Here is a 19,237-nt window from a genome sequence, read left to right as displayed (position 1 = left end):
GCGAGTGACTCGGTCGGAGAGCGTTACTCTATCTGCTCGCGGTACTCGTCCGCGGAGAGGAGGTCGTCCAGTTCGCCCTCGTCGTCGAGTTCGACTTCGAGCATCCATCCGTCGCCGAATGGGTCCTCGTTGACGAGTTCCGGGGTGCTCTCCAACTCGTCGTTGACGGCCGTGACGGTTCCGGAAACGGGCGAGTAGAGGTCCGAAACGGCTTTGATGCTCTCGACGACGCCGAGGTCGCCTTCCTGTTCGAGTTCGTCACCTTCGGAGGGAAGTTCGACGAACACGACGTCGCCCAGTTCGTCCTGTGCGAAATCGGTGATGCCGATTTTTCCGGTTCCGTCGTTTACTTCCACCCATTCGTGCGATTCAAGATACTTGCGGTTTTCTGGTACTTCGAAGCTCATTATTTGTCTTTCAGAAACGGTGTGCTCTCAACCTTTGCCTTTTTCGACTGTCCGCGCACCATCACGCGGATGACGGTTCCGGGGTCCGCGTAGTCCGTCGGAACGTATCCCAGACCGATGGGTTCGCCGAGCGTCGGACTCATCGTCCCGCTCGTGACCGTCCCGATGATGGTGTCTTCGGTGCTCGTGATGTCGTAGCCGTGTCGGGGAACGCCCCTGTCCACGAGTCGGAATCCGACGAACGTCTCCTCGACGCCCTCCTCTTTCGCCCGTTCGAGCGCATCGCGGCCCACGAACTCCGTATCGAGTTTCACCGTGAAACCTACTTTGGCCTCGTACGGGTTCCGCGGGTCGTCTTCGTAGTCGAAATCCTGCCCCGAGAGGAGATAGCCCATCTCGGTTCGGAGCGTGTCGCGCGCGCCGAGCCCGCAGGGCTGACAGTCGAAGGCGTCCCAGACGGTTTCGGCCTCGTCCGACGGCAGGATGAGTTCGTATCCGTCTTCGCCCGTGTAGCCGGTGCGGGCGACCCAGCACCGAACGCCCGCGACGTTCGCGTACTCCGCTTCGAACTTCGAGAGGTCGGCGAGCGACTCGTCCGCGGCCTCGTTTACCGCATCGGCTGCGTCGGGGCCTTGGACCGCGTACATCGCGTAGTCGTCCGTCGCGTTGCGGATTTCCGCGTCCAGATCCCACTCGCTACGGAACCGCTTCCAGCGGTCGTGCATCATCTCGTCGTGGCCGGCGTTGGGGATGAACAGGAACTCCGCGTCGTCCTCCTCCGGCAGCCGGTAGAGAACGGTGTCGTCCATGATGATGCCGTCCTCGTCGGTTATCATCGCGTACTGGGAGTCGCCGGGCGACAGTTGGGTTACGTCGTTGGTCGTCAGTCGTTGCATGAGACGCCCGGCATCGGGTCCGCTGACCTCTATTTCCCCCATGTGGGAGACGTCGAAGATGCCGACGGAGTGCCGGACGCTCTCGTGTTCTTGCTTTATCGAATCGAATTCGACCGGCATATCCCAGCCGCCGAACTCGGTGAACGTCGCGCCCCGCTCGTCGTGTCGGTCGCGCAACGGCGGTTTCCGAAGGGGCATACCCGAACCCTCGAAGCGTAGTAAGTAATGTTTTGTTTTCTCCCCCGCGACTGCCGGGGTCGATTCGAGACCGTTGTCTCCTGCCTTCTCACGCCGGTTCGACGACGATTTGCCCGTCCCGCTTCTTGAACACGAGTCGGTCACCCTCTTTCACTTCCTCGCCCGCCTCTTCGAACTCCTCTCGAACCGCCTTGATGAGGCTGATTCGCCAGCGCTGTGTTACGGTCGTCGTGCCCAGTATCTGTTCGGACGTCATCTACACCCTCCAAGGTAATCGGTACCGTTATGGATTTGTAGCTATTTCGACTAAATAGTCACATATGACGATAATGACACAACGCCGCGTCCGTCGGATACACAACAGGGAGGCGAGGTGTGTCCTCGTCCGTGGGTGGAAGTCGCCGATCGAACCACTCGATACCGTCGTCGCGTTCGATGCGGGATTCGTCGCGACGTACCGAGGGGATACTCCGAATCTTCCCGTGTACGTCACGACGCCGAAGGAGGACGGGCGAGAACGACGACGATTCGATACGCGAACGCTGTTGGACGCCACCGACTACGTGGCACGGATGCTCTCCGATGGGGTGTTCGACGCCGTTTGGTTTCGCCAACACCCACATTTGGTCGATTGTCTCCATCCGATTCGCGTCGGCGCGCTCGAACGGCGATTGGCCGAGACGGCCGAGGGGTCCGGGGCGACGCTGGTGACGTGGACGGACGAGACGACGCCCGCCAACGACGCGGTTTACGACGACATCGTCGAGTCCTGAAGTCGGTCGAACAGTCGCGTCGGGTCGCCGTCGACGTCGGTACTCCCACAGGCCGGACATTGGACACAGAACGACCAGTCGCACGGCGTCGCGTCGGTGTTCGTGACACGAGCGGCGACGTCGAGAAGCAAGACGAACGAATCGGAGTGTTCACAGTTTTGACAGTTCATGGGTAGCGGACCGACTGGTGGATTCACGTTGTCGGTCGTCCCGGAGTGGTCCCGTTTCGCTACTTGAACGTTCGGGTCGTCTGGGGAGGAGAAGAAATAGGAGAAGTGGGAAGAGTGGGAGGAGAGGAGTAGGAGAAGTGGGAGGAGTGGGAGAAGTGGGAGAAGAGGAGTAGGAGAAGTGGGAGGAGTGGGAGAAGTGGGAGAAGAGGAAGAGTGGAGGAGAAGGTGTAGAGAGGAGAAGGGGAGGAAAACATTCGATTTTCAACAACTGAGAATCGGATACCGGTATTTTTTGCCGCGGACGTGTAGGTAACCCTGTATTTTCGCATGACCCCAAATCACGACAGACGGACGATGATGAAAGCGACCGGCGCGTTGGCACTCGGGACCTCCTTCGGCGGCTGTCTCGTGCTCGGTCAACCCGATTCGAACGGCGACGATTCCGAAGCGGATATCACCGTGATCGTCGGCAGGAACGGAAACCTCGGGTTCGAACCCCGAGACGTCACTGTCCTTCCCGGAACGACGGTGGAGTGGGTGTGGGACTCGGACACCCACAACATCTACGTGGACGACCAACCCGAGGGCGCGAACTGGCAGGGGACGCCCGGTAAAGTATCGAAGCTGTACGACGACGGATATCGCTACGCACATACCTTCGACGTACTGGGCAGGTACGAGTACTACTGCGCCCCGCACAAGGCGGCGGGGGCGACCGGAACGGTTACGGTCGCCGAATCGAAGGACGCCGACGCGGAACCGCCGGAAAACCACGCGACGAAAGCCGACCTTCCGGTCGAAGTCGGTCCCGAGGGGAACCTCGAATTCGCGCCCGGTACGGACCGTCCGCTCGCCGTCCCCGTCGGAACGGAAGTCACCTTCGTCTGGAAGTCGGACGGCAACAATCTCGTCGTCGACGTGCAACCCGACGGCGCGAACTGGCGGGGAACGCCCGGTGGGTCGAGCGGTCTCTACGACGAGGGATACGAGTACGGCCACACCTTCGACGTTCCGGGGTTCTACAAATTCCACAGCGCGCCGTACGAGAGCGCGGGGATGGTCGGCAAAATATACGTCACGGAGTAGCCCTCCGCCGGTTTCCGCCGGTTCCCGCCGATTCCCGCCGTTTCGCCCGTCGCGTCAGTCGTTGCTGGGAGTTGAATCGAGGCCGTATTCGGACGCGCGGGCGCGCCAGAACTCCTCGTAGGCTTCGTTGTCGGGGTCGTCGCGGACGGTGCTTTGGCCGGTGTCGACCCGGTCGAGTTTGAGGTCCACCTCTTGGAGCAGTCGTTCGCCGATGTCGTCGCTGATGACGCCCGAGTGCATGGCGTCCATGATGGCGCTCTTTTCCTGTTTGAGAACGCGGCGTTCTCCGACGAGGAGTTCCTCGCGGCGGAGTCCGGGATTCTCCCGGAGCAGTCGGGAGATGGCGGTGTTCAGGTCGTCCTTTTCGTTTTCGTACTCGCCGCGGAAGTCGTCGTACACGTCGCCCGGAAGGTCACCGCGGTTGTGTAGGCGCTCCGCGGCGTCGAGGGCGGAATCGACCGCCCGTGCGCGTCCGAGGAGGAGTTCGTACAGTTCCTCCGTCTCCGTCCGTGTGATGATTCCGAGGCGGTCGAGGAGGTTGCTCATCGTCAGTCCTTGGACGACGAGGCTGAACGCCGCGACGCCGAACACCATCGAGCGGAGTTCACCGATGTGCGGGAAGTCGCTCGGAAGTCCAAGCACCAGCGCGATGGGAATCGAGGCGTGCAGGCCGCCCCAGATCATCACGTGCTGGTAGGAGAACGGGATGTCGCGCCGACTGAATCGATTGACCGCAGCGGTGAAGGGATAGACGGTGACGGCGCGGACGAAGATAGTGAGAACGATGGCGATGGCGATGAGTTGCCAGTTGTTCACCATCTGGTGGATGGGCGTCTTCGCTCCGATGAGGACGAAGATGAGGGTGTTGACGAGGAACGCGGCGGTGTCCCACGTGTTGAACACCGAAATCTTCGTCTGTGGGCTCATGGCGTACTCCGCACCGCGATTGCCGATGAGCAGTCCCGCGGTGACGGTGGCGATGACGCCGCTGACGTGGAGGTAGTGTTCCGCGAGCAGGAAACTGCCGTAGGCGAGGATGAGCGTGAGGACGATTTCGGTCATGTGCTCGTCCAGATTGACCATGACGCGGTAGATGAAGTAGCCGGCGGCGAGGCCGACTATCAAGCCGCCGAGACTGGCGACGATGATTTCGAGTCCCGTTTCGGCGATGACCTCCGGCGAGATGAGTTCCGAGAGGTCCGTGTTCGGCGGCGTCTGAGTGACCAGCGTGAACAGGGCAGAGAAGACGACGACGCCGACGCCGTCGTTGAGCAGGCTCTCCCCTTCGACCAGCACCGACAGTCGTTCGGGTGCCCCCAGTTCCTCGAACAGCGCCAGCACCGACACGGGGTCGGTGGGGAGGATCATCGCGGCGAACAGCGTGGCGAGCAGGAGCGGATAACCGAACGCGTAGTGACCCAACACCCCGAGGACGAGAATCGAGACGATGAGTCCGGGAACGGCGAGTACGAGTATCGGGACGAGGTTCTCGCGGAAGCTATCGAGGTCGGTGGTCGCCGCGCCCTCGAACAGTAACGGCGGAAGGAGGACGAGGAGGATGAGGTCGTGTGTGAGCGTGATGTCGATGTTGAGACCCAGTATCGAGACGGCGAGACCCGCGAGGAGGAGGGCGATCGTGTACGGGAATCGTCCGACCTTGGCGACGAAGATACCAACGCTCGCCGCGATGATGAAGACATCGAGGAGGTTGATGAGTCCGGCAGTGATTCCAGTCGGCGCAACCATGGACGACGATTTGTCGTAACAACGGATAAACCGCGTGGTAGAATCACGGGAAGGATTCGCATTCGGAGTCGCCGTTGGCGGCGGGCGGTGGCCGGATGGCTGACTGTCACCGGCCGGTGATTCCACTCACGGGGAAGCGACGGGAGAAGGGACCAATCGAAGGAGGTTACTGGAATTCCGTGATGGTCATGGTGTAGCTGCCCGACCCGCTGTAGGAATCGACGTCGATTTGGAGATCCGTCGAGGTGTCGGGACTGTCGATGGTGACCGTCTCTTGGCTGTTCGTGCTGGTGGACGAATAGTCGTAGTTGCTCGGGCTCGCGGTGCTCGTCGCACCCGTGTTGAGATAGAGGTCGAAGTCGGCACCGCTCGGGCCGTCGAGTTCCACGACGATTTGACTCGGGTTGCTGTACTCCCACGACCACGTGTAGTCGGCGTAGTCGGCGTAGCCCGATAACGACCCGCTGACCGAATCGGACGTGGAACCGCCTCCGCCGCCATCGCCACCGTCGCCGCCATCGCCACCGCCGCTACCGGGCTGGGTGGTGACGGCGTTGTAGGCGTCGACGCGGCCACTTCCCTGCTTGTTCGAGGAGAGGCCCACATCGACGGCCGTGTTCTTGAGGTGGCTTCGAAGCTCCGAGTTGGTGAGATCCCACTGGGAGAGCGTCAGACCGGCGACGCCGGCGACGACGGGCGTCGCCATCGAGGTACCGGAGAGTTTCTCGTAGGAACCGCGCGCCTCGGTGGTCGTCGAGAGGATGTCCACGCCGGGCGCACAGAGTTCGACCTTGCTACCGTACTGTGAGAAGGAAGCGAGATTGCCGTTCGAGTCGATGGCGGAGACGGCGAGACATTCGCTGTATCCCGCCGGGTACGAGACGCTGCTCGATCCGTTGTTCCCCGCCGCCGCGGCGATGAAGACGCCGTTGTTGGACGCGTAGGTGACCGCGTTCTTCATCGTGCTCGTGTAGCCACCGCCGCCGAGGGACATGTTGATGACGTCGGCACCCTGGTCCGCGGCCCAGCGGATGGCGTCCGCGATGTCGGACGTGGAACCGCTGCCGCCCTCGTCGAGTGCACGGCCGTTGATGAGCGAGGAGTTACTCTGTCCGGCGACGCCGGTCCCGTTGTCGATGACGCCGGCGGCGATGCCGGAAACGTGCGTCGCGTGGTACTCGTTCTGCGGCGCGTCCGGGTACGGGTCGCTGTCGTCGTCGGCGAAGTCCCTGCCGGGATTGGATTTGTAGTTGGCCGCCAAATCCGGATGGTCGTACTGTGCACCAGTGTCGACGACTGCGATGGTGACGTCCGAGCTGCCGAGGGTCGTGTCCCACGCGTCGTCGGAGTTGACCATCTGCGGCGCGTACTGTTGGCCGAATTTGGGGTCGTTCGGCGTGAGGAGCGACTCGTGCGTCGCGTTCTCCTCCGCGTATTTGATGCCGTCACGCTGTTCGATGGCGTCGATGAAGCTCTGTCGAGCGGAGTCGGGCATCGCGCTCGGGAGTTTCACCGCCACGTAGCGCAGGTGTTCGTTCTTGTGAACGACGTTGACGTCCATCGGCGCGTTCTGCCTGACGGCTTGTTCGATGTCGCCGTGGCCGGCCGAGACGCCGACCAGAATCTCGTCTTCTTTCGGACCCGGACTACGACCCGGCGTCGCCACCGTAACGCCGCTGAAGGCCGCCGTCGCACCGACCGCACCGGTTGCTTTGAGGAATGTACGCCTGTCGAATCGCGATATGTTGTCGTCTGCCATACTGCGAATTGACAAAAACAGCATACATATTTAAATTTTATTCATTGTCGTTAATGAAATCTTTTTATTTGAGACAGTAAATAAATACGAATTTCAGGGAAACTAATCATATGAGCAGGTCTTATTACACGGATATAATTCGAGATGGGTCGAAACGCCGAACGCGAGGGCGAATCGCCACCGCTATGTCCCGCTGTCGTTTAGCTCGGTGCATGAGCGGCGGCTTGCGGTCTCTCCACGAGGAAGACGACGACGAACACGACCGAACGGTGGCGCTTTTCGTCGACGGTCCGAACGTCCTTCGGGACGACTTCGACGTCGATTTGGACGACGTTCGAACCGCCGGGCGGCAGCTCGGTCAACTCGCGACGACCCGTCTCTATCTGGACGAACACGCGACACCGGGACTGATTCAGGCGGCGGAAGCGCGCGGGTTCGAGGTCGTCATCACGAGCGGCGACGTCGACGTGAAACTCGCCATCGACGCGACGGAACTCGCGCTCGACGAGCGCGTGGACGTCCTCGCCATCGCATCGCGTGACACGGATTTCAAGCCCGTTCTCGAAAAGGCGGCGCGAAACGGCATCCGAACGGTCGCTATCGCGCCCGGCGAGTACGGGCGGTCCGACGCGCTCCAGAACGCGGCCCACGAGGCGTTCGTCATCGAGGACGAAGAAGCGGAGCAAGACGAGTAGACGACCGACGAGGGGTGAACCACGGGCGTTTTTTCCGTGGAACCCAACGTAGGCGTATGAACGACCTCGGAACGCCGGTACTCGACGACCACCTTCATTTGGACCCCGACCACGGCCGCGGTCTCGAAGCGGTCAAAGATTTCGCGCGGAGCGGCGGCACGCACCTCCTCGTCGTGAACAAGCCCTCGTGGCTGCTCGGCGTCGAGGCGGAGTCGGGCGACGATTTCCGAACGGTCTTCGACACGACGGTCGAGGTCGTGTCGCGCGCGAACGAAATCCTACCGGGACGCGCGTGGCCGGTCCTCGGCGTCCACCCCGGACTCGTCTCGAAACTCGTGGACGAACGTGAATTTTCTCCCGCGGACGCGCGCGACCTAATGCGGGCCGGACTCGAAGTGGCGGCCGAATACGTCGCGGACGGGCGTGCCCTCGCCCTGAAGTCCGGACGGCCACACTACGACGTGACCGACGAGGTCTGGGATGCGTCGAACGCGGTCCTTCGACGCGCGCTGGAACTCGGCGCGGAAACCGGATGCGCCGTCCAACTGCACACCGAGGCGACGGAGGACCTAACCGAAGTGGCGGAGTGGGCACGGGCGGCCGGGTTGGCACCCGAACGTGTCGTCAAACACTACGCTGGCGGCGAACTGGCGGGCGTGACGCCGAGCGTGATGAGCGACAAGGACCGTCTCGAACGCGCCGCCGAGCGCGGAGACCCGTTCCTGATGGAGACGGACTTCGTCGACGACCCCGACCGGCCCGGCGCGGTGATGGGGCCGAAAACGGTGCCACGACGCGTTTCGTGGATGCAGGAACGCGGGTACGACGAAGCGATTCGAACCGCACACGTTTCCACACCCGAACTCGTGTACGGAGTAAATACCGAAGCGACGCTTTCCGACTGAGTCGACTTTTACCAGCGAAGCATCGGTCTCTCTGACATTTCAACGGGAACGGGACGCGACCCGAATCTCGTCCCGTTCGTCCCGAAACGTCCGATATTTCTGATCGAGGGCGTTTCGGTTCCATCGTTCTATCAGCTTTCCCGTCGTTTCAAACCGCCTCGCGCTCCTGGGGCCGCCTCGGAGGATTTATGAATCGTGCTACGCAGGGAAGAGGTATGAGCGCTCCTCCAGAGGAGTTTTACTCCGAAGAACGCTGGCAGAACTGGCTGGACAGAATAAAGGACGAGGACGTCGACCCGGAGAACGAGGATTCCGCGCGTCTCCTGCTCAATCTGCAGGACGACGTGGCCATTGCCGTCGCCAAAATCGTCACCGCGTACGACGACGAGGACATCGACGAGGAGACGGCCCTCTCGGAACTCACCGACATTCGCGAAACCGTCCTCGGCGAGGTCGATTTCGAGGACGAGGAGAAAGCGATGCTCATCGACGGCGTCCAGACGAGCCTCCTGTGCGTGTTCTACGCCGCGGAGGAGTACGTCGCACACGGACCCGCCGATGAGGCACCCGTGGAGGAGTACATCCGCGAAGCGGAAAAAGCCGAATCGGCCGAGGATTTGGACTCGGCGCTCGGTCTCGTCGCGGCGGGCGGAACCCGCGTCTTCGCCGGCGACGAACTCGACATATCAGTGATGGAGGAAATGGAGTACGGCCTCGTTACGGAGTGGGCGAACGGTCTGGACAGCCTTCAGAGCGCGATGAGCGACCCGGAACTCGTCGAGGAAGACGACGAGTGAAAGAGTAACAGGTTTTTTATCCTTTTCCCGTATCTGTCCCATCCATGACGTTCCGGTCCGACGAGCGCGGCGTGACCGTACAGGTGGGAACGGTCCTCCTGTTCGCCACGCTCGTCGTTGCCATGTCGCTGTATCAGGCGACTGCCATCCCGAGCCAAAACGAGGGGGTCGAGTTTCGACACAACGAGCGGGTGCAGGGTCAGATGCAAGACGTGCGCAACGCCGTCCTTCGAACGGGTGCGACCGGAACGAGCCAATCGACGTCCGTAACGCTCGGAACGCAGTATCCGGGACACGTCCTCTTCGTCAATCCGCCGCCCGCGTCCGGGACGCTTCGAACGACCGAACTCGGAACCCTCAGCGTCGAAAACCTCACCGCCATCGACCCGGAGACGAAGGAGTATTTCGATGAAAGCAGGCACTCGTTTTCGACGCGAGCGCTCGTCTACGCGCCGAACTACGACCAGTACGGCAACGCGCCCGACACGGTGTACGAGAACTCCGTCGTCTACAATCGCGGACGGGACGGCAACGCCACGCTGACCGACCAGCAACTGATTCAGGGGAAACGAATTACACTCGTCACGCTCGCCGGAACTCTCTCGCGGTCACGGTCCGGTGCGATAAGCATCGACCCGCGCGCGCTGAGTCCATCGACCGAGACGCGCACGATCTCCGTGCGAACGAACGGGAGCGGCCCGGTGATTCGAGTCCCGACGACGCTCGACGCGGAGAAATGGAAGGACCTCCTCGCGGGACAAGAGTACGTACGAAGCGTCGACCCCGGCACAGGCGATTCGGTCGTGGTGACGCTCAAAGGGCAGGAAAACGGCACGAACGTCACCTACGACCTTCGAATGGCGAAGGTCGGCGTGGGATCGGGCACGACGGAGACGAACGCGACGTACATCACGAACGTCGGTCCGAAGAACGCGAGCGTCGACGGAACGACGACGCTCGTCGCGGAGGTGTGTGACGAGTACAACAACCCCGTCAGCGGCGTCACCGTGACACGAACCGACACCGGGGAAACCGAGACGACGGACGAACGGGGTCGTGTGGAGTTCGAGTACGACGTCACCGAGTCCGGCACGGGGACGGTTACGCTTTCCATCGGTGACAGTAGCCGAGAGCAGGTGTCGTTCGAGATTCACACGGGCGAGGGAACTACCTCGCCATCCGGTTCGTACTACGACGTCGAGTGGCGACCCGACGAGTTCGACGGAAGCGGCGTTTCGGACTGTAACGGAAACGACGCCTGTGTGAACGTAAGCGAGGGAACGACGGTTTCGCTCCCGGTTTCCGTGACGGCGGACGACGGGCCGGTTACGTCGGCGACGGTCGATTACGCCGTGAACGACTCGACGCTGGCGACGGTGACGACGAACGGCGAGACAGCGGCCGACGGGTCCAACGCCACTATGCTTCACGTGGAGGACGCCCGAAACGGCACGGTCACGGTGTACGCCGCGAGCGGCGACGATGTTGACAGCGCCACCATACGACTGATGAAACCGCCCAATTCATCGAACAACGGTAGTGGCGGTGGCGACCCCACGAACCTCAGTTACGTCGTGACGGACAACACGGACATCAGCGGAAACAGCGTTCACTACGAGGTATCGTACGACGTGTCCAACGCCGGGTCGTCGTTCGATTACGTGCGGGTCAACTTCACGAACCTCGACGAACCGGCGTTGACACAAACCAACGTAACGAACGACACCGCGCGGGGAATCATCCGATACGACGCCGGATACGGTCAGGGCGACACGTACAACATCACGATACAGGTGGTCGCAACGAACGGAAGCGTCCTCCGCTCGGCGTCGGTGGTAGACCAAGCCGACAGCACCGATCCGGACGGGAGCGGTTCGCTCGGTGGAGAGTCGAGTCCGGCGCTCGCCGGACGGTGGATAACCGACGAAAGTGACAACGAAGATGGTGGGGTGTATCAAGCCTCGTACAACGTGACGAATCGGAGCACGTTCAGCCATATCGAAATCGAGTTCCGGAACATCGACCACGACTGGGCGACCCAGACCAAGTCGTCGAACGACCCGCGCGGACGGGTATTCTATTCCCGGGGCGGTGCCGACGGTGACGAGTACCAAATCATCTTCAGGATCTACGATACGTCCGGCGTGAAAGTCGACGAGGTGTCCGTTTCCGACGACTCCGATGGCGTCGAACCGGCCGGAAACGAAAAACTCCGGAACGATTCGAGCCCGACGCTGACGAACGTCGCCGTGGACGACCGGAGTTCGCCGTACAACTCCTCGTTCGAAGTAGAGTACGACGTCTCCGACCCGGACGGAACGTTCGGAAGCGTCGAGGTCGAGTTCAACGACCAGACGGCGGACCTGAGCCGTGAGAATCACACGCGCACCACGCCGAGCGGGACGGTTCAACTCGACGAGTACGCGGACCACGGCAACAGCTTCGAAATAATCGTCCGCGTGTACGACGAATCGGGCGCTCTCGTGGACGAACAGCGGGTTTACGACACCGGAGACGGGACGGACCCCTGATTCGGACGCGAGGAGTTTCGACGACCGTCGATACTTTCATCGACAAACACTTATAGCACGTTAGACAACGTGATGGCAAGAATGACAGCCGTCGGTATCGACGCCATCGAAATCTGGACAGGAAAGCTGAAGCTCGACCTCCCTGAAACGGTCGCACCGGTAAAGGACAAGGACCCGGCGTACTACACGAAGGGATTGGGGCTGAACGCCAGTTCGTTCCCCGACGCGTACGAGGACATCGTCACGATGGGCGCGAACGCGGCCAATCGGTTGATGCAGCGCAAGGGACTGACGCCGGACGACATCGGTCGCATCGACGTGGCGACCGAGAGCGCGTTCGACAACTCGAAGCCCGTTTCGACGTACATCGCCGGATGCCTCGAACAGGTGTACGACGGCGACTTCCACCACGCGAACAAGGGCGAGCGCAAGTTCGCCTGCATCGCCGGAACGCAGAGTCTGGACGACGCCTACAACTGGATCAAGGCGGGCCGCAACCGCGGCCGCTCCGCACTCGTCGTCGCCACCGACACCGCGCTGTACGCCCGCGGCGACCCCGGCGAGGCGACGCAGGGTGCCGGTGCCGTGGCGATGCTCATCAGCGAGGACCCGTCCCTCCTCGAACTCTCGACCGAGCAGGGGTACGGCAGCGCCGACGAGACGGACTTCTTGAAGCCCAACCAGCAGTTCCCCAGCGTGGACGGCAAGCGCTCCATGCAGGTCTACCTCGCCCGCATGCGCGAGGCGTTGGAGGACTTCGAGCGCGCCGGCGGGGAGACCCACCCCGGCGATTACGTCTTCGGCCCGTACCACACGCCCTTCCCGGGAATGGTCCGCAAGGCGGGGCTGTTCGCCTTCCGTCACACGATTCGGGACACGGACATCGAGGAGGAACTCGCCGCCGAAATCGGCCGCCAACCACGTGAGCAGGATTACGACGACCGAGAGCAGTTCGAGGAGGCCATCAGCACGTACATGGACGACCTCAAGGCGACCGACCAGTATCAGGAGTGGTACGCGAACACCATCGAACCCACGCTCCGCATCTCGCGCGAGGTCGGGAACTGGTACACCGGGTCGGTCCACATCGCCCGCGCCTCGGCGCTCCAGTACGCCGCCGAAAACGACATGGAGATGGTCGGCAAGAAGCTCCTCGTCGGGTCCTACGGCAGCGGCGCACAGGCCGAAATCCACGCCGAAACCGTCCAAGAGGGCTGGGAGGAGGAAATCGCACAGCTCACTATCGACGAGCAGATTCGGAACCGTTACGATCTGACCTACGACGAGTACGAGCAGGTTCACGACCGGCACAACCACGACAAGCGCGTCGAACTCGACGACTTCACCGAGCCCGAAAACGAGTTCGTGTTCACCGGTCGCGGCGAGATGGACGAGCGAGTGTACGAGTACGTCGAATAAGCCGACGAGGCGCTGTTTTCGTCCCGTTCCGTCTTTCTATTTCCTTCCGGGAGCAAACGACTTATCCGAGTCGCACCCGTCCGTGCGACCGAGGAACACGCGCTCGACGTCGAATTCACGCCGACGGCATCCATCGAAATGACCGAAACAGAGCCCACACAGACAGGGGACGAACTGCCCGAAACCATCGGAATCGAACCCGAAGGGGACGACGACCCGACGGACGCGTTTGCAGTTCTCGGGAACGAAATCCGAATGGCCGCGCTTCGCGCGTTGCTGGACGCCGAGGCGGAGGGCGAGGAGACGCTCGCCTTCTCGGAGTTGTTCGAGGCGACGTCGGCGGACAACACGGCCGGCTTTTCGTATCACCTGCGGCAGTTGACCGACCACTTCGTTCGGAAGACGGAGCGGGGATATACCTTGACCTACGCCGGGCGGGAAATCGCCCGCGCGATTCGCGCCGGGACGTACACCGACAGCGTCGATTTCGACCCCATCGCGGTGGATGACCCGTGTCCGTTCTGCAAAGAAGAGCGACTGGAGGCGCACGGCGAGGACAACTACGTCGTGGTCGAATGCCGGGCGTGCGAACGCCCGACGCTCACGCTACCGTTTCCGCCGGGTGGCCACCGCGCACACGACCACGAGGGGCTTCTCCCGGCGTTCGACCGCCACCAGAGACACCGCCTCTCGCTGATGGCCGACGGCGTCTGTCCGGAGTGTAGCGCCCCCGCGAACGCCCACGTCGGGTATCACGACGCCGACGAGGGCGACGAGGAGGCGGCGAAAGCGGCGGAAGCGACGGAAAACGCCGACCGCCACCGTCGCCCGCAGGTCCGGTTCGACTGCGAGCGCTGTGGCTGTCGCCTTCGGTCACCCGTGACGCTCGCGGTGTTGGAGCATCCGGCGGTCATCTCGTTCTACCATCGCCACGGAATCGACGTGCGTGAGCGTCCCGTCTGGAACGTCGGCGACGAGTGGCGCGAACGCGTCGTCTCCGAGGACCCGTGGTGTGTGCGGGTTTCGACGGAACTCGACGGCGACGTCCTCGCGCTGTTCGTCGCGGAAAATCTGGAGGTCGTGGCGGTGCGCGAGACGGGACGGACGGCGTCCTGAGGGACCTACGGGAGTCTGCGGTTCGTCTTTGTTCGGCCGTGTGAGTCGGAGCTGCGGGTGTGTCCTCAAGAGCACCCTCGATACGAGCGGAAAAGTCGTACTTACATACCGTTCGGTGAAAACCGGTTTTCGATGACGGTACGGACCCTCCGGTGGCGATACTATCTTTACTCCCTCCCTGAGACACAAGGGCTTCTACTATCTGGATCCTCGTACTCCAAGCGCGTGGATTCACATATTCCGATGTTGGATTACTCGGGGCGCTTTACTGGGCGGTCCTCGTACTTGCAGAGGTTCTAGCTGTCACCCGCACGACCCCCGTATGTACGGGGTTTCGGTCATGAATACGATGTTTGCCGTTACACGACCCGAATCGGAGCAGTTTTGCGGACTGGGCTGCGGCCAATCGAACCGGTAGGTATCGAATCCGGGTACCGTGACTCGGATCGTCGTCGGTGTCCCGCGGATCGGATCGCTCGTCCAGTCACGTTCGTAGGCGACATGAAACCGTTTCGAGAATATGATTTGTCCGGACCCGTCTTCGACGCTGAGGTGGAGGCGAAGGGGGGAATGGATGTGGTTCGAAACAGTGACCTCTGCGAGCGGATGATGACCGGTAGGGGGATGCTTGCGACCGCTACATCCGGAGAGGAGTGTCACCGGTCCGATAGCAGCCCGTCGTAGCAGTGTGCGCCGAGTGACTGTCATCGGTACCGTCTCCTCGAATCCGCGGGGATCACTTGTACTCGTGGGTTCTCGACGGGGAAGCAATCCGCCATCGGTTGGACGAAGGCGGTTTCGTGAATGACCTGCCAGCGTCCATCCCCTTGAACCAGACGAATACTGAATATCGACTTCTCCGGTCTTACCTGCGACCGCATCCGTCTCGTCACGAGCACGCCCCCCTCGCCGGTGTCCGCACCGACGCAGTCGAATTCGGCGTTCGTGCTCAGCGTCTCGGCTCCGCTGTCACGCGCTTCACGAAACAAAGCTATGTTCTCCGCTCTGTTCAACGTTGATACCGTCCCGGTTTCGTCGATGTGGACGATTCTTAACTGCTCGTGATAGATGCGGTCGAGTACTTCGACGTCGAACTGACTGCCGTTCTCTATCAATCGCTCGACGGTGTGTTTGACGTCCGGAACGTTCGGTTTTTCGCTCATGATCCGAGGAGAGTACTACTGACGGTCTCCGTTGCGTAAAGGAAGTCCGAGTACTTAACGCGCAAGAAGGAGGAAATTTCCTAGCGTCCCGGTTCTAAAACCGGTTTGCGGGTCCGCTCGAAGAAGAAAACTCGCGGGGAGATTACGACGCCTGCTCGTCCAACAGGTCGAGCGAGTCGAGCGTTTTCCGCCGAGCGTCCGCGTCGAGCGTCTGGTACGTCGGCGCAATCGTCGCAACCGAAACCTCTTCGGGCGCGAGCGGGCCGTCTTCGGCCGCCGCGAGCGCCGAGAGGGCGAGTTCGATTCCGGATTGAACCGAACTCTGGGGGTCGTAGTTCGCTTCGAGGTACTCCCGAACCGTGTCGTCGTTCGCACCGATGGCCGTCGCCCGCCACTCGTGCGGCGTCCCCGATGGGTCGGTTTCGAAGAGGCGCGGTTGCGGGTCCTCTCCTGCCGTCGTCGGGCCGACGCCGCCAACTAGCAGCGCCGCGCCGAACGGGCGCGCGCCGCCCTGCTGAGTGAACTCCTGAACGTGGTCCGTGACGGCCTTGGTGAACGGGTCCACGCCGATCGGTTCGCCGTAGCGCAGACGGTCGGTCTGGGCGCGGCGACGGCCGAAGTCCACGAGGCGGCGGGCGTCGGCGACGTGACCCGCGCTGGCGACGCCGATGTGGTCGTCTATCTTGTGGAGTTTCTCGATGCCCTCGGCTTCGAGGAGGGGCGAGCGGACGTGCTTTCTCGCGGCCAAGACGACGCCGTCCCGAGCGCGGACGCCGACGCTGACGCTGCCGCGGCGAACCGCTTCGCGGGCGTACTCGACCTGATACAGTCTCCCGTCGGGCGAGAAGATGTTCGTCCCGCGGTCGTAGGCCTGCTGTTGCTGTCCGTTCATGCCGCCACCTCCGTGTACTCGTCGTACGCGTGGATTTCGACGCCGTCCGCGGTGACGGTCGCTATCGTCATGCCGTTCCCGCTGGCGGTATCGCGCTGGGTGGCGCTCTCGATCGCGTCGGCCGCTACGCGGCGGGCGTCGTCGATGGAGAGGCCGGATTCGTACTCGCGTTCGAGGACACCGTAGGCCATCGACATCCCGCTTCCACCGGCCACGTACTCGGCTTCCATGACGCCGCCCGCGGGGTCGAGGTCGTAGACGTGTGGACCGGTGGCATCGACGCCACCGAGGGTCGGTTGAGCACCGCGGTACGGACCGTTGCGGAGGAGGTTCCCGGCGAGCGTCGAGAGCGCGGCCATATCGATGGTCCGGTCGCGGCGCGTCTCGTAGAGGGTGGCTTCGGCGCGGAGCGTACGGATGTACGATTGCAGGTCGCCGACGCCACCGGCCATCGTCAGCACGGCGGTGGGGTGAACCTGCTGGACCTTCTGAACGTCCTTGTTCGTGACGAATCGGCCGCCGAGGCTGGCCCGGCGGTCCGCGCCGAGGAGGACGCCCTCCTCGGTCGTCAGCGCAACCGTCGTCGTCCCTGTCTTGACTATCGTATCGGACATGGAGAAAGGAAGGGGGTGAGAGCGGAAAAGTGTTAGCTAAAATATATTTTAGCTCGTGTCGGGCATCTCCCATTCGAGCATCTCGTTGACGTCGCCGGACAGCGGCCCCTCGACGAGCGTCCGAAACGCCCCGCGCCCCGCGAGCGTTCGGAGGTGGGTGACGAACTCCCGCCACTCGGCGGCGCAGTCGGTGTGGAGGAACCAGCGGTTGGCCGTCGGCCGGTGTTCGGGTGGACGGCGGGCGGGCGGCGCGACTTGGACGCAATCAGTCGGATGGGCGATGTTTTCGGCACACCACGGGCACGTAGAGGATTTCATCTCGTCCCTCTCCCGTGATTCATTCGTACTCATTAAACAATATAGACACATCAAAGATGAATCAACCCTGGCCTTCACCACGCCATCCTTTAAGATATCAGCATCTCGTCACAGTCAGCGTTCGGAGATGAATGCTGGAATGACGGAGATCACGGCGCGAGTTCGCGCATTGCGTCCAGCATGGTCTCCTTCTCGCAGTCCGTCACCGCGAGCGAAAAGCCGTCCAGTTGGGCCATCTTCGGCGCGTACTCCCAGAGTTCGTCCGGGTCGATGCCGTGGAGGACGACGGCGTTCGGCGTCGGGGTGACGACGCGCATCGCGACCAGGGGTGATTCCCCCCGCGTGACGTTCGTGAAGACGAGCGCACGGTTCGTGCTCTGGCCGAAGAGTCGATAGAACTCCTCGCTGGAGAGGCGGGAAATCGCCTCGATGCTGTCGATGACGGTGTGTCCGGTGATGCCCGCCGAGGTACCCTGCGCGAGTTCCGTCGCGTCGATGGCGTCGTAAAACTCCGAGAGCGGGACGCTCGTCGGATACTCGCGCAGGTCGTTGACGATGCTGCTGTCGAATCCCGCCGAGAGGACGCGGGCATACTGTCGGATTCGGTCGCCGCCGCGCTGTTCGTCGATGTCGAGGAGCGCCGTGACCGTCCGACGAACGACGCCGATTCCCGGATTTTCGCGGCGACCGCTCTCGTAATCGGAGATGACCGACGAGGAGACGTCGAGGTGGTCGGCGAGTGCCGTCTGGGACACGTCGAAGTCGGTGCGCCATTTGCGGAGCGTCGCTCCGGGGTCGTCGCTCAGCGTGATTTCGCCCGCGATTTGCTCGGCGAGCGTCCGGCGCGCATCTGTCATGCCTTCCGATGTGGGAGAGTCTCCGAAAAGCGTATCGAAACCGACCTTCGACGGGTGTCGAAAAAGTGGCGAGAGGAGAACGTCGAGAGGGAAAGGCACGATGGGCAATCTTGTCGGTTCGGTAATGACGGTATGGGGCGATTCTCATCGAAGAAAGCCGAGTGCCGATAGAGAGCAGTCCGACAGCAGTTGCCATCGGAAAGTACGCCGAGCCTACGGTGAAAGAATCCACCAAACTACTTTCTTGCATGCTGTCGTCCATCGTCCGATGCCATCGACGGTGGTACACGTCGCGGTGGGGGCGTTGCTCGCCACGTCGCTCCTCGCGGAACACTTCGACACGCGGGCGGGGCTCGTGGTACTCGCCGCCGCCGCGTTCCCGGACCTCGACACGCTGCTCGGCCTCTGGATAGAGGGTGGACACAGAGCCGTCTTTCACAACTTCCTCCTGCCGACGGTCGTCGGTATCTTGCTTCTCGCGGACCTGTTCGGGAAGAATCGAATCGGTGGGCGGTGGGGCGCCTACGGCGTTCGTGTGGCGTGGGTGAGCCTCGTCGCGTTCGTCGTCGCGGGAATCGGCCTCGACCTCGTGAAGAATGGCGTGAACGTGTTCTATCCGATTCACGACCAGTTCTACAGCGTTTCGGGGAAGATCAGCGTCTCGAACAAGCACGGACTCGTCCAGACGTTCCTCGAACCGAAGAGCCGAGGAACGACCCATACGACCCACTACGACACCGGATTCGACCTCGCACAGGGTCCCGACCCGCGGAACGAAGAGCGCACGTTCCCCATCGTCCGGAGCGGGCGACAACTGCTCCTCGGCGCGATGAGTTTCGGAATCTTCGGCTTTCGGGTCTGGGACTCACGTAACAAGTAAGCCCCCGTCGCGCCG

20 protein-coding genes are annotated in these 19,237 nt (G+C 62.3%); 9 read left to right on the top strand and 11 right to left on the bottom strand.

Annotated elements, in window-relative coordinates; genetic code table 11:
• Positions 1–23 precede the first annotated feature (23 nt).
• The 3 genes from gcvH to ACGYLY_RS02335 all read right to left on the bottom strand — a co-directional run bounded on the left by gcvH (position 24) and on the right by ACGYLY_RS02335 (position 1,757).
• Positions 24–407: a glycine cleavage system protein GcvH gene (gene gcvH, locus ACGYLY_RS02345; RefSeq protein ID WP_231185072.1), complete on the bottom strand. Its 384-nt coding sequence runs from the start codon at positions 405–407 to the stop codon at positions 24–26.
• Positions 407–1,501, bottom strand: coding sequence for a glycine cleavage system aminomethyltransferase GcvT (gene gcvT / locus ACGYLY_RS02340; RefSeq protein WP_395283162.1), 1,095 nt, complete (start codon positions 1,499–1,501; stop codon positions 407–409). Before gcvT ends, gcvH begins: the two co-directional genes overlap by 1 nt.
• A gap of 88 nt (positions 1,502–1,589) precedes the next feature.
• Positions 1,590–1,757, bottom strand: a complete 168-nt coding sequence (locus ACGYLY_RS02335; protein WP_175424197.1) for a hypothetical protein — start codon at positions 1,755–1,757, stop codon at positions 1,590–1,592.
• Between the two features lie 73 nt (positions 1,758–1,830).
• Between ACGYLY_RS02335 and ACGYLY_RS02330 the strand changes: the two genes are divergently transcribed.
• Complete coding sequence (locus ACGYLY_RS02330) at positions 1,831–2,274, top strand: hypothetical protein (protein WP_395283163.1); 444 nt, start codon at positions 1,831–1,833, stop codon at positions 2,272–2,274.
• Here ACGYLY_RS02330 and ACGYLY_RS02325 read toward each other — a convergent pair.
• On the bottom strand, positions 2,250–2,444 hold the full coding sequence (locus ACGYLY_RS02325) for a hypothetical protein (RefSeq protein ID WP_395283164.1): 195 nt from the start codon (positions 2,442–2,444) through the stop codon (positions 2,250–2,252). The genes ACGYLY_RS02330 and ACGYLY_RS02325 overlap by 25 nt on opposite strands.
• Positions 2,445–2,771: 327 nt before the next feature.
• Here ACGYLY_RS02325 and ACGYLY_RS02320 point away from each other — a divergent pair, with 327 nt between their 5' ends.
• Positions 2,772–3,530: a plastocyanin/azurin family copper-binding protein gene (locus ACGYLY_RS02320; RefSeq protein WP_395283165.1), complete on the top strand. Its 759-nt coding sequence runs from the start codon at positions 2,772–2,774 to the stop codon at positions 3,528–3,530.
• A 54-nt stretch (positions 3,531–3,584) separates the two neighbouring features.
• Here the strand turns inward: ACGYLY_RS02320 and ACGYLY_RS02315 are convergent, their stop codons facing one another.
• Positions 3,585–5,276 (bottom strand): Na+/H+ antiporter, encoded by a 1,692-nt coding sequence (locus ACGYLY_RS02315; protein WP_395283166.1) that lies wholly within the window; start codon positions 5,274–5,276, stop codon positions 3,585–3,587.
• A 166-nt stretch (positions 5,277–5,442) separates the two neighbouring features.
• The gene (locus tag ACGYLY_RS02310; protein WP_395283167.1) at positions 5,443–7,035 is read right to left on the bottom strand and encodes a S8 family peptidase; all 1,593 of its coding nucleotides are present in this window, start codon (positions 7,033–7,035) and stop codon (positions 5,443–5,445) included.
• 212 nt (positions 7,036–7,247) lie between these two features.
• Between ACGYLY_RS02310 and ACGYLY_RS02305 the strand changes: the two genes are divergently transcribed.
• The 6 genes from ACGYLY_RS02305 to ACGYLY_RS02280 all read left to right on the top strand — a co-directional run bounded on the left by ACGYLY_RS02305 (position 7,248) and on the right by ACGYLY_RS02280 (position 14,498).
• Entirely contained in the window at positions 7,248–7,730 is a 483-nt protein-coding gene (locus tag ACGYLY_RS02305) for an NYN domain-containing protein (protein ID WP_231185079.1), read from the top strand.
• Between the two features lie 56 nt (positions 7,731–7,786).
• Positions 7,787–8,635, top strand: a complete 849-nt coding sequence (locus ACGYLY_RS02300) for a TatD family hydrolase (protein WP_395283168.1) — start codon at positions 7,787–7,789, stop codon at positions 8,633–8,635.
• Positions 8,636–8,850: 215 nt separating this feature from the next.
• Positions 8,851–9,432 (top strand): DUF2150 family protein, encoded by a 582-nt coding sequence (locus ACGYLY_RS02295; RefSeq protein WP_231185081.1) that lies wholly within the window; start codon positions 8,851–8,853, stop codon positions 9,430–9,432.
• Positions 9,433–9,476: 44 nt separating this feature from the next.
• Entirely contained in the window at positions 9,477–11,963 is a 2,487-nt protein-coding gene (locus ACGYLY_RS02290) for a hypothetical protein (protein WP_395283169.1), read from the top strand.
• An 81-nt stretch (positions 11,964–12,044) separates the two neighbouring features.
• Positions 12,045–13,382 carry a hydroxymethylglutaryl-CoA synthase gene (hmgB, locus tag ACGYLY_RS02285; RefSeq protein WP_395284170.1) on the top strand — a complete coding sequence of 446 codons (1,338 nt, stop codon included), beginning with the start codon at positions 12,045–12,047 and terminating at the stop codon, positions 13,380–13,382.
• A gap of 138 nt (positions 13,383–13,520) precedes the next feature.
• Complete coding sequence (locus tag ACGYLY_RS02280) at positions 13,521–14,498, top strand: ArsR family transcriptional regulator (RefSeq protein WP_395283170.1); 978 nt, start codon at positions 13,521–13,523, stop codon at positions 14,496–14,498.
• Positions 14,499–15,202: 704 nt separating this feature from the next.
• On the opposite strand, the gene ACGYLY_RS02275 is transcribed toward ACGYLY_RS02280, so the two are convergent.
• From ACGYLY_RS02275 to ACGYLY_RS02255, 5 genes are all read right to left on the bottom strand, one after another.
• Positions 15,203–15,661, bottom strand: coding sequence for a hypothetical protein (locus tag ACGYLY_RS02275; protein ID WP_395283171.1), 459 nt, complete (start codon positions 15,659–15,661; stop codon positions 15,203–15,205).
• A 142-nt stretch (positions 15,662–15,803) separates the two neighbouring features.
• On the bottom strand, positions 15,804–16,553 hold the full coding sequence (locus ACGYLY_RS02270; protein WP_395283172.1) for an archaeal proteasome endopeptidase complex subunit alpha: 750 nt from the start codon (positions 16,551–16,553) through the stop codon (positions 15,804–15,806).
• Positions 16,550–17,167 (bottom strand): proteasome subunit beta, encoded by a 618-nt coding sequence (locus tag ACGYLY_RS02265; RefSeq protein WP_395283173.1) that lies wholly within the window; start codon positions 17,165–17,167, stop codon positions 16,550–16,552. Before ACGYLY_RS02265 ends, ACGYLY_RS02270 begins: the two co-directional genes overlap by 4 nt.
• 48 nt (positions 17,168–17,215) lie before the next feature.
• Positions 17,216–17,518 (bottom strand): hypothetical protein, encoded by a 303-nt coding sequence (locus tag ACGYLY_RS02260; RefSeq protein ID WP_395283174.1) that lies wholly within the window; start codon positions 17,516–17,518, stop codon positions 17,216–17,218.
• Between the two features lie 116 nt (positions 17,519–17,634).
• Positions 17,635–18,342, bottom strand: coding sequence for a helix-turn-helix domain-containing protein (locus ACGYLY_RS02255; protein ID WP_231185087.1), 708 nt, complete (start codon positions 18,340–18,342; stop codon positions 17,635–17,637).
• Positions 18,343–18,610: 268 nt separating this feature from the next.
• On the opposite strand from ACGYLY_RS02255, the gene ACGYLY_RS02250 reads away from it, so the two are divergent.
• Positions 18,611–19,222: a metal-dependent hydrolase gene (locus ACGYLY_RS02250; RefSeq protein ID WP_395283175.1), complete on the top strand. Its 612-nt coding sequence runs from the start codon at positions 18,611–18,613 to the stop codon at positions 19,220–19,222.
• The last annotated feature ends 15 nt before the right edge of the window (positions 19,223–19,237 follow it).

Origin of the sequence: Haladaptatus sp. CMAA 1909 (genome assembly GCF_043952005.1) — an archaeon.
Taxonomy (GTDB): Archaea; Halobacteriota; Halobacteria; order Halobacteriales; family Haladaptataceae; genus Haladaptatus.
This window is presented reverse-complemented; position numbering and strand designations above follow the sequence as displayed.